Source organism: Sorangium sp. So ce119 (assembly GCF_051524405.1).
Lineage (GTDB): Bacteria > Myxococcota_A > Polyangia > Polyangiales > Polyangiaceae > Sorangium > Sorangium cellulosum_G.
In genome coordinates this window covers 8,566,216-8,579,942 of the sequence record NZ_CP150310.1, presented here as the reverse complement: position 1 = coordinate 8,579,942, position 13,727 = coordinate 8,566,216, and the positions used below count along the sequence as shown (strand labels likewise).

Below are 13,727 nucleotides of genomic sequence, written 5' to 3'. Positions count from 1 at the left end.
GCGATCTCAGGGCGCGGCGGGCGGCGCGGCGGGCGGCGCGCTGGCGGCGCTGGCGACGCGCTGTGCGAGGTCTGCGCAGGCGCGATCGAGGCCGTCGTAGGGCCACTTCGTCTGGATCTCGACGCGGTCGCCCTGCGCCGCCGCCTGGGCTCCCTCGATCGCGGACTTCGCGCCGGCGACGTCCGGCACCAGCGCGAGGGTGAGCTTGAGGCTGCCGAGGAGCGCCTGGGCGTCCGAGGCGAGCGCCGCCGCGGCCTCGCCCGAGGCGGGCGCGAGGCGCATCGCGAGCGCGGGCTCGGCGCCGAGGGTGAGGGCGCCCGAGGCGTGATCGATGCGGCGGAACAGCGCCGCGGCGCGCGGCAGCACGGCGGAGACCGCGCCGGCGGCGCCGGACCACGCGGGGCTCGCGACCGCGAAGGTGACCGGGCCCTGCTCGGGCAGATCGAGGCGCTGCCACTCGTCGGACGCGGGCAGCGCGGCGTTCACGATCTCGACGTCCGTGCCGAGGACGAGCGTGCCGTCGTCGGCCTGGCCGATCACGGCGCGCGGATGCGGGCTGCCGACGACGAGGAGCTCGCCCTCGCGGCGCCAGCCGGTCCAGCCCTCGTCGCGGGCGACCTTCTCCATGCCGGCGACGAACCGGCCCTTCGGGATGCGCCCGCCCGCGAGCGCGACCCAGCTCGCGGCGTCCGTCGACGCGATCACGATCTCGCGCAGATCCGAGGGGAAATCGAGGCCGGTGGCGGCCTCGATGCGCGCCTTGCGCGACGCGCGCGGCACGTCCGACGCCCCCTCGTCGAGCAGCGGGAGGAAGTGCCGGCGCACGGGGCCGAAGAGCGCGAGCTCGGCGGCCTCGAGGCGGACCACGATGTTCGCGTCGCCCGGGATGTGGCGCCGGGCCGTCGGCTCGTAGCGCCAGAGGAAGAAGTAGACGCCGAGCGCGGCGCCGGCGACCAGCGCGACGAGCGCGATCGCGGCCAGGAGGCACGCGGCGATCGACGGCCCGCGCGGCCGGCGCGGCCGCGGCGGGGCGGCGGGGGCGCCTTCGCCGGGCGGCGCGGGGCGCGCGTCTGCGGGGGCGGCCTCCGGCGCCGGCGCGGGGTCGCCCTCGGGCGCGGCGAGGTCGTCGGTCACTGTCGGTCGGATCGGTTCTTCGATCAGGGTGTCAGGCATCGGCTAGTTCCGCCCGCCAGAAGTCCGGCCAGCGATCTGAGGAGAGATTTCAACGCAAAGGCGCAAAGGCGCAAAGGCGCAAAACTGCACAAAATCTGTTCTTTTTTGCGCCTTTGCGCCTTTGCGTTGAACTCTTTCCCCCCTCGCGACACCGGTCCCTGGCAGGATCTCTGACCCGAGGCACTAGCCCGGGGAGCGCCCGGACAGCAGGGCGAGCACGACGGGCGCAGGGAGGAGCCAGCGGAGCCGCACGGCGCGCTCCACCTGCTCGATCGAGAGCGCCTCCACGAGCTCGGCGTGGCGGGTCTCCGCGACGTTGTCGCGGAGCACCTCGAGGAAGCGGCGCGCGCGCCCGGCGCCGGCCGCGTCGACGCCCACGATCTCGGCGTCGACGCGCACCCCGTCGTCGTGGAGGGAGGCCACGGCGCGGACGCGCTCGACGCCGGCGACGAGCGCGCCGATCGAGGGGAAGCGCCGCTCGAGGCGGGGCGGCAGCCGGCGCGCGCGCAGGTCGAGGCTCACGAGCCCCTCGGCGGCCGGGTCGCCGCGGCGCGCGTCGGGGCCGTCGCGCAGGACGCGCGCGACGCTGCTCACCTCGACCGCGGACACGAGCGCGACGGCCCGATCGCCGAGCGCGACGACCCGCGCCGCGTCCGCGCGCGCGTCGACGCTGCCGCGGCGGTCGAAGACGGAGACGCCGCCCTGCGACGACGGCGCGGCCTCCCAGCGGTCGGGATCGGGCGCGAGCCCGGCCATCCGGCCCTCGAGGACGACGACGCGGTCGCCCTCCTCGAGGTCGGCGAGCCGCAGGCCGAGCCAGACGACGTCGGCGCGCGGGAGCGCGCTCTCCAGCAGCGCGTCGGGCGCCTCGTCGAGCGCGCGCCGCGCGAGCGCGTCCGCGGCCGCCTGGCCGAGGCCGGCGCGCATGCGGGCGACGTCGACGCGCACCACGAGGTCGAGATCGGCCGGGATGAGATCGGCCGGCTCGACGCGCCGGACGACGCGCGGGCCGGCGGGGGCCTGCGCGCCGCGGTCGCCGGCGAGCCGCGGGGCGGCGTCCCCGCAGGCCGGGAGCGCGAGCGCAATCAGGGCGGGGCCGATGGCGGGGCCGATGGCGGGGCCGATGGCGAGGCCGATGGCGAGGCCCGCGGCGGCGCGGACGTCAGCCGCCGCGCGCACGGACCTCCACGAGGGTCGCCATCTCGTCGACGATCTCCTGCGGGCTCCTGTGGCCGGAGTCCATGAGGATCGCGTCGTCGGCCTTGCGCAGCGGCGCGACGGCGCGCTCGCTGTCGGCCCTGTCGCGGCGGAGCACGTCGGCGAGCGTCGCCTCGAAGCTGACGGTCATGCCGCGCGCGACGAGCTCGTCGTAGCGCCGCTTGGCGCGGATCTCGGCCGGCGCCGTGAGGAAGAACTTCACCTCGGCGTCGGGGAACACGACGGTGCCGATGTCGCGCCCCTCGAGCACGACCCCGCCCACGGCGCCCGCCTGCCGCTGCATCGCGAGCAGCGCCTTGCGCACCGCGGGGACGGCCGAGACGCGGCTCGCGCCGAGGCTGATCTCGGGCGCGCGGATCGCGCTGGAGACGTCCTCGCCGTCGAGCAGCACCCGCATGCCGCTGCCCCCGACGCTCGACTCGGCCGGGGCGTCGTCCGTCGTCGCGCCGCCCGCGCCGCCGGGCGCGCTCCGCTCCAGCGCGATGCGCCCGCCGCTGGCGAGGTCCTCGGCGAGCGCGCCGATCGCGCCCGTCTCGTCCCACGCGAGGCCGACGCGGTGGGCCGCGAGCGCGACGGCGCGGTAGATCGCGCCGGTGTCGACGAGGAGGTAGCCGAGCCGCTCGGCGAGCCCCCGCGCGACAGTGCCCTTGCCGGCGCCGGCCGGCCCGTCGATCGCGACGCGCAGCCGCCGGGGCTCGCCCGCGGCCGCGAGGTGGCGCGCGTCATCCTGTCTCTGCCGTTCCGTCACCTGCGCTCCTCCTCGCTCATCCGCTCCCTCGCTCACGCCGCGCGCGCGCTGTCGACCTCGATGCGCGCGCCCAGGGCGCGCAGCGTCCCGACGAAGAGGGGGAAGCTCGTCGCGATGCAGCCCGCGTCGCGCACGCGCGTGGGCCCGCGCGCGGCGAGCCCGAGCACGGCGGCCGTCATCGCGATGCGGTGGTCGCCGAAGCTGTCGACGTCCGCCGCGTCGAGCGGGCCGTCGGGCCTGCCCTCGACGAGGAGCCCGTCGGTGCGCTCCTCGCAGCGCACGCCGAAGGCGCCCAGCACGGACACCATGGCCGCGATCCGGTCGGTCTCCTGCGCGCGCAGCTCCCTCGCGTCGAACACCTCGGTGACGCCGCGCGCCCGCGCGCCGAGGGCGAGCAGGATCGGCAGCTCGTCCATGGCGCGCGCGGCGAGCTCGCCGCCGGCGCGCCCGCCGCGCAGGCCGGCGCCGGGGCTGGAGGCGACGTGCAGGTCGCCGGTCGGCTCGCCGAGGGCCTCACCCTTGAACTCGACGGCGATCGCGCTGTCCATGTCGCGCAGCACCTCGAGCAGGCCGGTGCGCGTCGGGTTCAGGCCCACGCGCCGCGCCGTCACGCGGCTGCCCGGCACGATCTGCGCGGCGGCGAGGAGGAACGCGGCGGCCGAGAGATCGCCGGGCACGTCGAGGTCGAACGCCGGGAGCGCGCCGGAGAAGCGCATCGCGTCGAGGCAGACCATCGCGCCGACCGAATCGAGCGGCACGTCGAGCGCGGTGAGCATGCGCTCGGTGTGGTCGCGCGAGACCGTCGGCTCGCGGACGAAGGTGGGGCCATCGGCGAAGAGGCCGGAGAGCAGGAGGGCGCTCTTCACCTGGTCGCACGGGAAGGGGAGCTCGACCTCGATCGACGAGAGCACGTGCGGTTCGGGGAGCGCCCCGACGTCGAGCGGCGCGGTGATCTCGCCGATCTTGCGCGGGTCGAGCTGCCCCTCGATGCGCCCGCCGCGGAGCCGGAGCGGCTTCGCGACGCGCTCCATCGGGCGGCGCGAGAGCGAGGCGTCGCCGACGAGCCGGGCGGGGAAGCGCTGGGCGACGAGGATGCCCGCCAGGAGCCGCATCGTGGTCCCGGAGTTGCCGCAGTCGATGGGGCCGTCCGGGGCGCGGAGGCCGGAGAGCCCGGCGCCCTCGACGACGAGCTCGCCGGGCGACGGCTCGTCGACGCGGACGCCGAGGGCGCGCAGCGCGCCCACGGTCGAGCGGATGTCGCCGCCCTGCGTCGCGCCCTGGATGCGGCTCCGCCCGCTGGCGAGCCCAGCCAGGAGGAGCGCGCGGTGGGCGATGCTCTTGTCCGCTGGGACCGGCACGCTCCCCATGAGCGGGCGCTCGGCCGGGTGGACGATCAGGTCGGGCACGCGTTGCCGTGTAGCAGAACGGCGGCGTCGGGCACAGCGAACGGGGCGAGCCATGCTGCTACAGTCGGCGCCTCGCGGCGGATCGAGCGGATCGGCAGCGGATCGGGCGGATCGGGCGGGTAGGCAGAAGACAGGAGGCGACGTGAACGAGGCACTGGACGTGGCGGCGCGCGCGGCGGCCCGGCTCGGCGAGGTCCCGGGCGTGGCGGCGGTCGTGCTGGGCGGCTCACTCTCCCGCGGAGAAGGGCACCCCGACTCGGACATCGATCTGGGCATCTACTACGAGCCGGAGCGCCCGCCCGATCTCGATGCGCTGCGCGCGCTCGCGCGGGAGCTCTGCGCGGGCGGCGCCGAGGACGCCGTGGCGCCGCTCGCGAAGGAGCTCCACGGGAGCGTCCCCGAGGACGTCGTGACGCCGATCGGCGCCTGGGGCCCGTGGATCAACGGGGGCGCGTGGCTGGACATCGAGGGGCGCCGGGTCGACTGGCTCTACCGCGATCTCGCCCGCGTGCGGCGCGTGATCGCGGAGTGTCGCGCGGGGCAGGTGACGTGCGACTACCAGCCCGGGCACCCCCACGGCTTCCTCAACGCGATCTACCTGGCCGAGGTCCACGACTGCCGGCCGCTCTTCGACCCCGACGGCGCGCTCGGGCCGCTGAAGGCCCTCGTGACGCCCTATCCGCCGCTCCTGCGGCGCGCGATCATCGACAGGTTCCTGTGGGAGGCCGGCTTCGCGCTCGACACCTCGCACAAGGCGGGGAGGCGCGGCGATGTGCTGTACGTGAGCGGGTGCCTCTTCCGCGCCGCGGCCAGCCTGGTGCAGGCGCTCTTCGCGCTGAACGAGCGCTACCTCTCCAACGAGAAGGGCGCCGTGCAGAGGACGCGGGCGCTCCCGCGGTGCCCCGAGGGCTTCGCCGACCGGGTGGAGGCAGCGCTGGCGGCGCCCGGCCAGGGCGCGGAGGCGCTGCTCGGGAGCATCGGGCGCATGGAGGCGCTCGCGCGCGAGACGCGCGACCTGTGCCGCCTGGACGCGCCGAGCTGGTAGCTCCGCCCGCCAGGAGGCCGGCCAAGGGATACGGAGACAGAGAATTCAACGCCAAGGCGCCAAGGCGCAAAGACGCAAAGAAGAAAGAAGATAATAAATTCGGGCATTTTTGCGTCTTTGCGCCTTTGCGTCTTTGCGTTGAAATCTCTCGCCGCTCGCGACGTAGATCCCTCGCAGGCTTTCTGGTTCGCGCTGGTAGCATCGGCCGCGACGGTGGCCGAGGACGCCGCGGGGGCGGGCCTGGAGGCGCATCGCGCGAGGACGAGGAGCCATGGAGATCAAGGTGGAGCACGGTCCGTCAGAGGAGCAGCTCGCGGAGCTCGGAGCGCGGGGCTGGCCGATCTGGACGAAGGAGGTGTCGACCTTCTCGTGGCACTACGACGAGCCGGAGACCTGCTACCTGCTCGAGGGCGACGTGATCGTGACGCCGGCGGACGGCGGCGGCGCGCCGGTGCGCATCCAGGCGGGGGATCTGGTGACGTTTCCCGCCGGGCTGAGCTGCACGTGGGAGGTCCGCTCCCCGGTGCGCAAGCACTACCGGTTCGGCTGATCGGCGACCGGCGGCACTTCGATGTAAGACAGCTTGCTCGGGATCGGTGCCCGGCGGCGCTCGGCGCAAGTTCACTGTCGGCATTCGCCGCCCGGTGGCGCTTCGGCGTGAGGCATCTTACGCGAGACCGCCGTCCGGCAGCGCTTTGATGTAATTATGATTACATTCGATCGCTGGCCGGGGGCGCCTCGGAGTAAGATATCTTACCCGGATCGCCGCCCGCCACCCGTCCTGCGCGAGTGAACTACCGCGCATGGGCTGGCAGGCGGCGGAGAAAGGAAGATGGCTTACTTTTGCAGGGCGGAGGGCGGCGGATCGAGCCAGATGGTTCGTGCCGCGCGCCCTGGCGCGGGGACCGGTCGTGGCGCGGGGGATCAGGGGGCGCCCGGTTCAGGCGTCGTCGAAGGGAGGATCGTCGTCGCTGCCGGCGTCGCCGGGCGTGACGGCGTCGCCGGCCGGCGCGGAGTCGGCCGCGGCCTCGGCGCCGCCCTTGCGAGCGCGCCGGTCGGCGCGGGCGGACTCGCGGCGGAGCCGGCCCAGGAGGCGATCGGTGATCTCTGCCGTCGCCGCCTTCTCGAGGGCGAGGTTCGTCTCGACGGCCCGGACCACGCGGATCCAGGCGTTGCGGGCGTTCAGCACCTCGCGCGGGGTCGCCCCGTCGGTGTTCGAGGGGGCGCTCAGCGCGAGCTGCTCGCGCTGCGCCTCCACCTTCTCGAGCTCGAGCGCGGCCGCGACCCAGGCGTCCACGACCTGCGCGAGCGGGCCCTCGGGCGTCTTCAGCTTCTTGAGCAGCTTCTCCGAGGCGTCGTCGAGCCGCGACCGGAGCAGCTTGGCGTCGCCCGCCTGATCGCCGTAGCTCCGCGCGATGGCCTTGAGCCCCGCCGGCGCGAGCCGATCGCGCAGGTCGAGGAGCGCCGCCGCGAACGCGGGGTCGTCGGTCATCTCGGCGAGCGCGCCGAGGTAGTTGTACGCCCCGCGGAGCTTGCGATCGTGCGTCGCGTCGAGCGCGAGGGCCTTCTCCATGAGCGCCTTCGATTGCTGCTGCAGGCTGGAGCCGAGCCGCTGCGTGGTCCTGATCCGGTCGTGCGCCTCCTCGACCGCGGGCAGGAGCGGCGCGAGCAATGGTAACGACGTGAAGGCCCTTCGATCCTGCTCCGGATCGAGCCACGGGCCGGAGATATTCACCATCGCCTGGGGGCTGAGATTGCGATAACCCATGAAATACCCTCCTTCGTCAGGGGCGCCCGGAGTGTCGGTCCCGGATTGACGGGATGCAACCTGCCGGGCGCGAGGGCGGGCGTCGCGGATGTGCTCTGTGGCCGGAGGGGACGAGATGCGCCACGACCGTCCCGAGATCGCGCGGCGCTTGCCCCTGGAAGAGAGGATCCCCTGGCCGAGGGGCGACCCCGCTGAACTCGGCCATGCGGGCGCGCGTGTGGCCGCCGGCGTCATTCCTCATCCTGCGTAGCGCGATCATCAAGTCGCTGGACGCGCTGGTGCGCTGTGCCGCCGCCCACCACAACCCAGGGAGCCAGCGGGTCGTACGCTGTGACACCCCACACAGGCAGCGGCGCTCCTTGAGCGATTTCAACAAGACCGCGTCGCTTTATTTCATCTCCGACAGCCGTCAACCTGTAGCGAGCCTCTAACATAGGTGGCCTGTCCGGCCTGTAGGGCACGCTCTCGAGCGCGGCCTCAGCCCCGCGGTGCTCGGCCCACTGGCGCAGCCGCATGGCGAGAAAGTAATCGCCGATGCGCGTCCCCCAACCATCACGCAGCTCTTCGCCTGCCGATGAACGGTGCATGAACACGTCAACGGGCGTCAACCAGTCTTTGCTGAGACATGCGAACAAGAGCTCATCAACCCAGGATAGTGTAAGCGCGCTGTCGTCCATCCGAGGCAAGAACGCAGCTTGGTGGGTGCCCAGCGCTACGAGATCCTCCCGCGCTCGATCTGCGCGCCCCCCCTCGGTGGACAGCACCGGAGATCGACTGGATAGCCTTCGCCAGGAGCGCGCCATCTGCTGGACACGCGTCCGAGATAGAGCGCGAGCTTCGTCCAGACCGCGGCGCGCGTCAGCCGGCTTCACGTGGACGAATCCGCGGCTGAACCCATCCTCCGGCGCATCTCCCAGGACGACGATGTCGAGATCCGGGTGCTCGGGCCGATACCGGAGCCTCCACGCGCAGAGCGCCCACAGCATCAGCCTATCCCTCCACAGGCCGGACGTCCATAGGATGATTCGCTGACGCGACTTCATCGCGCTGACAAGATCATCGAACGATGAGCGAAATTGTGTTCTTTCCCGACCCCGAAGCTTCCAGTAGTCGCACCGCTGCTCACAATGGTCTTCCGGAACGGACGCGCACGGCCCCTCCAGCACGTTGTCGCGCAGGAATCGCACAGGAAGACGAAGTCCGCGCCGAACCGCTCTCCGAATATCATCATTTGTAGTGACGTAAATGCTCATCGAAGCCTCAGTACAAGCACTTTTTGCAGGCTGATGATGGAGGGTCCCCGGACGTGCATCGTCTATAGCAGGTTCGACACTTCGTCTCACCTGGGTCTCCAGATCCTGGACTTGCACAAGACCGCCACGGACCGCGGTCCATGCAATCCTGATACTTCTCGTCACAGTTTTTGTTGCTTGTCCGCTCGCAATTTTCTCGGCAGCTACGATAATCAGCGTAGGCGATCTCACCGCACGCTCTCCGCTGCGCTTCGTTCTCGAATTTACCACATGCGACGGAAGCAGACTCGTAATCCGCCTCGCACTTCTCGTTGCATGGGCTCTGGGCCGCGATGTTACAGACGGGAGGAGGGGGATCCATGTCCTGCGGCTCCAGCGGCGGCGCAGGCCCGAAGCCTCCGGATCCTGTCGGACCAAAGCCGTAGCCGCCGACCCCTGTCGCGGTGACGATGATGCCGCCGGCACCGCTCTCGCCCTCACTCCGGAGGTAGCAGTCTCCGACATCGAAGTTGCACCCCGCGAGACCCAAAGATAGAAGAGCACACAGATTGTTAATTTGGACTCCCCACCGAATCTCCAAACAGGCCCAGCAGCGACCATCACAACCCAGCTACCAGGAAGAAATCGGCTACTCCCGCCGGCCCAGTCCACGTTGGCGCTCACGGACGCGCCCGGGCGACCAGCAAAGAACCAATCAGATTGCCCGCGAACCCCTGGAGCAAGACCGACCACGCTGTCGCAGAACACGACATCACACACGGGCATTGCATAGATTGCCAGGGACGGCCCAAGACTGACGTTGCCTGTCGTCGTGACGTAGCCAAGCATAACGGCCGTTCGAACGTAGACCCCTACACGTGCCCCTGGAACGATGCTGAGCATGTTGTGGACATCGATCCGGAAGTCCTTCTCTCTGCGCCAGAGCCACCCTACAGAAGGACTCACCGCGAGTCTTGGCTCGGTCCCGACCTGGATCCCGCCCAAGCTCACGCCGCCGCTGACCTCGAGTGCCTGTGCGGGCGCCGGGACGACGACGATCGACCAAGCGCAGAGCAGGCAGACCTTGGGGTGTGCGCACGTAGACATGGCGGAAGCCCTGGCCGGACCGCGACCCGCGTCGTGGGGCGCGAACTATTTATCTGGGCATGCGGCATCGGCGTCAAAGACAAACGCTGCGGTGAAACCGCAATGAATTGGGGCATGCCGTCCCGGGCGTGCGTTGGGGCGCACGCGGGTACGCGGCTGGTGTGTGTTCGTCAACCAACTGGTTGACGAACGTCACCCGCCCGGAAATTCTCAGCGGCTTCGCCAATGCCCCTCGACTTCGTCGGGCACGTATGCGCGGACGGCGCCGGCTGCGCACGGGCCGGCGTCCACCACCATGGCATGGCAGCTCCGGGGCGAGCGAGGGATGCGCCTCGCTCTTGCGATGGCATCACGTACCCCGCGCCGGCGGTGACACCGCACGCGGGCGTCCACCTCCACCCCGAGACCGCAACAACGATGTCCTCACGTCCTCTGGCGTGAGCCCCGGTGCGCCGGGTGTGTCCGAGGCTCGAACCGGCGCGCACCTAACCATGAGAAATTTCCCGCGCATCACGCAATGCACTCCCGGGGCGGAAGCTTGGCTCATCGAGGCTTCCTGGCGCCGCGGGACCTATGGTAGTCAGCCTCTGCACGAGGGATGGACGCCGTTCCAGCCGGTGCTGGGCGGAGAGGGCGATGCTGCGCCGGATCGGGCCAGCGCGGCATCCGGTCCTCACGTTCGGCCGAGGTGAACCTTGCTGCGTTCTGCGCTGGTCGTCTGTTGGTCGAGAGCGGTGGCCGTCGCGATGTTCCTCCTCGCGCTTCGGCCGGCCTTGGCCGCGCCGCCGCCGCGATCGCCGCCACCACGGTCGCCGCGCGTGGAAGCCCTGCTCAGGGAGGCAGAGGCGGCCCTCGATCGGCTCGATATCGCGCGCGGCCGCGACCTGTGGGCGCAGATCTACGATGTCGAGCGATCCACGGTCGGGATCTGCCAGCTCGGGCAGCTCGACCGCCGCCTCGGACGCTGGGTGGACGCGGCGGAGGAGCTCACGCGCTGCGTGCAGGAGATGCGCCCGCCGGCCACGACCACGGAGCAGCGACTCCACGATACGCGGCACGCGGATCTCGCCGCGGCGCGGCGGGAGGTCGCGCAGCTCCGTGTGTTCGCGCCGGCCGGGGCGGCGCCCGTGCTCGTGGACGGCCGCCTCGTGGACGAGAGCGGCCAGATCTACGTCGCACCCGGGCAGCATGAGGTCGCTGCGGCGTTGCCGGACGGCCGGAAGGCGCGCTCCACCGTGCATGTCACCGCGGGAGAATCGCGCGCCGTCCTCCTGAGCCCGGAGCCGGCAGCCCTCCGGAAAGGCGCCCCGCCGCAGGCGAGGCCGGCGGGCGCGCCGGCTCGACCGGCAGCGCCGCCGGCGCCATGGCTGCTTTATGCGGGCTCAGCTGCGTCGGGCGCGTTCCTGGTTTCCGGGATCGTGCTGCACATCGTGGCATCGGTCGAGGACAGCGCCCTGAGGGATGAGATGTGTAAGCCCCACTCGGATATCGAGGATGCAGGAGCGTTTCGAAGAGAGCAGCACGCCGTCGAGCTGAAGCAGCATCTCAGCACGGCGGCGCTTGTCGCCGGCACCGCGCTGGGAGCCGCGACGCTGGTGGTCGCAGTGCTACCGAGCGGCGCTCAGGTGCGCGCGAGCGCGGGCGGCGCGGAGGTGCGGTTCTCGTGGTAGAGCCTGGTACCGTCTGGGAAGGTCACCGGATCCTCGGCGAGGTTCACGATGGTATGGTCCGCACGTTCCTGGCCCGACAGGTAGGCGATGAGGGAGCGACGGTCTGGTTGCACCTCCGCGAGGGCCAACCCATGGACAGGACCGCGTTCGCTTCCGAGCTGAAACGGCTGCAGCATGTCTCGCGCGCGGTACCGAAGATCGAACCCGTTCTCTACGGCGACGCGGGCGGCCTCTCTGCCTGGGTCGCGTGCCGGCGAAGCGACGGCATCCGCATCAAGGACGCGACCCGCAGGGCCGATCTCGGGGCGACGGCGCTGCAGATGGTGGTCGAGGTCGCCCGCGCGATCCAGCGAAGCCACGCGCTGGGCTGGTGCCATGGTGCGCTCGGGCCGGACCGCGTGTTCATCACCTCGAAGCGGGACTATAGCATCAGCCATTTCGGCCTGGTCCGGCTGTTCCGGATCGAGCCGCACGAAGCCGCGCGGGAGCCGCTGGTGGCGCCTCCTGAGCTGCTGAGCGGCGACCGGGTGGGGCCACGAGCCGACGTCTATGGCCTCGGGACCCTGCTCTACGAGCTCCTCTGCCGTCGCTCGCGCGAAGCCGGCCCGCCCGGTACGTTGGGAGTGCGGCGGAACAGGCCTGCGATCCCCGTCGATATACCGCGCGCCGTCGCAGCGGTGATCGAGATGGCCCTGGAAGAGGATCCGCGCCGCAGGTACAGGAACGTGGACCACCTCATCACGGAGCTCGAGGGCCTCGTGGACGCTTGGTCCACGCTGGACCGGGAGCCGAGCAGCGGCGAGGAGCCGGCCTCGGTCGCCGTTGCGGTGCCGTCGACCTTGCGCAGCTCCCACCTGGAGGGGCCTCATTCGCCAGCGCCGGCCACAGGAGAGCCGGACGCCCGCTCGTCCGAGGTCAAAGCTGTCGCTTCGCTGTTGAATGACGGTGGGCTTCCGCTGCCGGAGATCCCCCCTCTCGACGTGCCGTCGCGGATGGCTCCCGCTCCGAAGGATCCGATCTTGCCACCACCCCCCTCCCTCATCCGAGGACCAAGGCGAGGGACGATGAGGGCGCGGAGCAACCCTGCCGACACGCCGCCCCGGAGGCTCGCGAGCCGCATCGCGGCTTCGGTCGCTGCGATGGCTGCGCTGTGTGCAGGCGCGCTCTGCCTGCTGCGCCCGGCTGGCGTCGTCCTCCGCGCGGAGAAGCTCGCGACGACCCTGGTGGAGCAGGGCTCGCCGCCGCATGAGCAGCAGAGGTCTCCGCCGCCGACTTCGCCGCCGAGCATCACCTTGGAGGACACGGACAGCCGCCCGCGTGCTGTGCTCGCACCGCGACTGGGCGTGGTGGCGAGAGCCGGTCTGCACCGGCCGTACTGCGAGTCCGGTGATGTGAGCTGTGGTCCTGCGCTGTACTAGGAGGGCTTCTGGATGCGATGCATTCTTCTGTTCATCGGCGCGATTGCCGGGGTGGGTTGTGTCCCCGACCGCGAGTGCCCTGGCACAGGGCCCCACGAGGGCGACCCTGCTGTGTGGCTCTGGAAGGGCACGCAGAACGAGGTGCAAGGCTGCGCGGAAGACAGGGAAGTTCTCTGGGACGGGTGGAGGGAAGAGTCCTCCACCGCCCCGGAGTCGCCGACGTTCGCGCGCGCTTGCGCGGGCATCGTCCGAGACGACCTCCCGGACGGGTACACCCTTTGCGTGATCCCGACCGAGATAGCGGAGATCTGCTACGAGGGGTATGAGGACCGATCGGTGTACGTCGAGGAGGATGGAGAAGAGCACGTGATGTGCTGCACGCCCATGGGGAGCCCGCCGACTGTGGTTCCTCAGAGCTATGGTGGATGCATGACATGAGCGACCGGAGGGCAAACACCTTGGCGCGCAAGCTCCTGCCCCTGTTCTGGGTCACCGTGTGGATCTCGGGCGGAGGATGCCGCGCCCATCCCGAGCCCGAGGTTTCGGGCAAAGCGGTGGTGACGCGCGCTGGTGAGGAGCTGGTGATCGATACGGGCGGCGACGGAAGGAGTTTTGTCGGCCTGGACGACCATCCGATTGGCCTATGCGTCGTGCGGAACGCAGGTGACCTCAGCGTGGTCGTGGATAATGGGGATGACACCGGGCTTTCCTACGTCAACGTCATGGACGAGGACGGCCTGCCTCATGCATCCGCGAAGATCGACGGAGATCTGTACCAGGGTGCGTGCGAGATCATCGTCCAGGAGCAGCAAGGCGATCCGTACCAGGCCGACGTCACGGCCGGGCCGTGTGACCTCGTCCGGCTCTTCGACGGCGCAAAGGCGCGTCTCGTGATGGCGACCTTTCACGTCTCGGACTGCAGCGGGGCCGACTAGCCGGGCC

At 71.2% G+C, this 13,727-nt stretch carries 12 protein-coding genes; 6 read left to right on the top strand and 6 right to left on the bottom strand.

Annotation, left to right across the window (positions count from 1 at the left end; translation table 11 throughout):
* Positions 1-6: 6 nt before the first annotated feature.
* The 4 genes from WME76_RS32390 to aroA form a co-directional block, all read right to left on the bottom strand.
* On the bottom strand, positions 7-1,173 hold the full coding sequence (locus WME76_RS32390; protein ID WP_437956104.1) for a hypothetical protein: 1,167 nt from the start codon (positions 1,171-1,173) through the stop codon (positions 7-9).
* A 183-nt stretch (positions 1,174-1,356) separates the two neighbouring features.
* Positions 1,357-2,352: a hypothetical protein gene (locus WME76_RS32385; RefSeq protein WP_437956103.1), complete on the bottom strand. Its 996-nt coding sequence runs from the start codon at positions 2,350-2,352 to the stop codon at positions 1,357-1,359.
* Complete coding sequence (gene cmk / locus WME76_RS32380; protein ID WP_437956102.1) at positions 2,336-3,139, bottom strand: (d)CMP kinase; 804 nt, start codon at positions 3,137-3,139, stop codon at positions 2,336-2,338. The genes WME76_RS32385 and cmk overlap by 17 nt, the downstream gene beginning before the upstream one ends.
* Positions 3,140-3,171: 32 nt before the next feature.
* Positions 3,172-4,545, bottom strand: a complete 1,374-nt coding sequence (gene aroA / locus WME76_RS32375) for a 3-phosphoshikimate 1-carboxyvinyltransferase (protein WP_437956101.1) — start codon at positions 4,543-4,545, stop codon at positions 3,172-3,174.
* A gap of 142 nt (positions 4,546-4,687) precedes the next feature.
* Here aroA and WME76_RS32370 point away from each other — a divergent pair, with 142 nt between their 5' ends.
* A complete protein-coding gene (locus WME76_RS32370; protein ID WP_437956100.1) occupies positions 4,688-5,590 on the top strand; it encodes a nucleotidyltransferase domain-containing protein in 903 nt (300 codons plus the stop codon).
* 271 nt (positions 5,591-5,861) lie between these two features.
* Complete coding sequence (locus tag WME76_RS32365) at positions 5,862-6,140, top strand: cupin domain-containing protein (protein WP_437956099.1); 279 nt, start codon at positions 5,862-5,864, stop codon at positions 6,138-6,140.
* Positions 6,141-6,530: 390 nt separating this feature from the next.
* Here WME76_RS32365 and WME76_RS32360 read toward each other — a convergent pair whose 3' ends face one another.
* Both WME76_RS32360 and WME76_RS32355 read right to left on the bottom strand, forming a co-directional pair.
* Positions 6,531-7,358, bottom strand: a complete 828-nt coding sequence (locus WME76_RS32360; protein ID WP_437956098.1) for a hypothetical protein — start codon at positions 7,356-7,358, stop codon at positions 6,531-6,533.
* 230 nt (positions 7,359-7,588) lie between these two features.
* On the bottom strand, positions 7,589-8,611 hold the full coding sequence (locus tag WME76_RS32355; protein WP_437956097.1) for a hypothetical protein: 1,023 nt from the start codon (positions 8,609-8,611) through the stop codon (positions 7,589-7,591).
* Positions 8,612-10,515: 1,904 nt separating this feature from the next.
* Between WME76_RS32355 and WME76_RS32350 the strand changes: the two genes are divergently transcribed.
* From WME76_RS32350 to WME76_RS32335, 4 genes are read left to right on the top strand one after another with little or no spacing between them, the layout of a single operon-like run.
* Positions 10,516-11,367, top strand: a complete 852-nt coding sequence (locus WME76_RS32350; protein ID WP_437956096.1) for a hypothetical protein — start codon at positions 10,516-10,518, stop codon at positions 11,365-11,367.
* A 53-nt stretch (positions 11,368-11,420) separates the two neighbouring features.
* Positions 11,421-12,785 carry a protein kinase domain-containing protein gene (locus WME76_RS32345; RefSeq protein WP_437956095.1) on the top strand — a complete coding sequence of 455 codons (1,365 nt, stop codon included), beginning with the start codon at positions 11,421-11,423 and terminating at the stop codon, positions 12,783-12,785.
* A gap of 12 nt (positions 12,786-12,797) precedes the next feature.
* Positions 12,798-13,223 carry a hypothetical protein gene (locus tag WME76_RS32340; RefSeq protein WP_437956094.1) on the top strand — a complete coding sequence of 142 codons (426 nt, stop codon included), beginning with the start codon at positions 12,798-12,800 and terminating at the stop codon, positions 13,221-13,223.
* Positions 13,220-13,720: a hypothetical protein gene (locus WME76_RS32335; protein WP_437956093.1), complete on the top strand. Its 501-nt coding sequence runs from the start codon at positions 13,220-13,222 to the stop codon at positions 13,718-13,720. The genes WME76_RS32340 and WME76_RS32335 overlap by 4 nt, the downstream gene beginning before the upstream one ends.
* The last annotated feature ends 7 nt before the right edge of the window (positions 13,721-13,727 follow it).

What these genes read in the sequence shown, in the direction of transcription:
- WME76_RS32365 (WP_437956099.1), top strand. Translation starts at nt 5,862, where the DNA reads ATGGAGATCAAGGTGGAGCACGGTCCGTCAGAGGAGCAGCTCGCGGAG.
- WME76_RS32360 (WP_437956098.1), bottom strand. Translation starts at nt 7,358, where the DNA reads ATGGGTTATCGCAATCTCAGCCCCCAGGCGATGGTGAATATCTCCGGC.
- WME76_RS32340 (WP_437956094.1), top strand. Translation starts at nt 12,798, where the DNA reads ATGCGATGCATTCTTCTGTTCATCGGCGCGATTGCCGGGGTGGGTTGT.
- WME76_RS32345 (WP_437956095.1), top strand. Translation starts at nt 11,421, where the DNA reads ATGGTCCGCACGTTCCTGGCCCGACAGGTAGGCGATGAGGGAGCGACG.
- WME76_RS32335 (WP_437956093.1), top strand. Translation starts at nt 13,220, where the DNA reads ATGAGCGACCGGAGGGCAAACACCTTGGCGCGCAAGCTCCTGCCCCTG.
- WME76_RS32390 (WP_437956104.1), bottom strand. Translation starts at nt 1,173, where the DNA reads ATGCCTGACACCCTGATCGAAGAACCGATCCGACCGACAGTGACCGAC.
- WME76_RS32355 (WP_437956097.1), bottom strand. Translation starts at nt 8,611, where the DNA reads ATGAGCATTTACGTCACTACAAATGATGATATTCGGAGAGCGGTTCGG.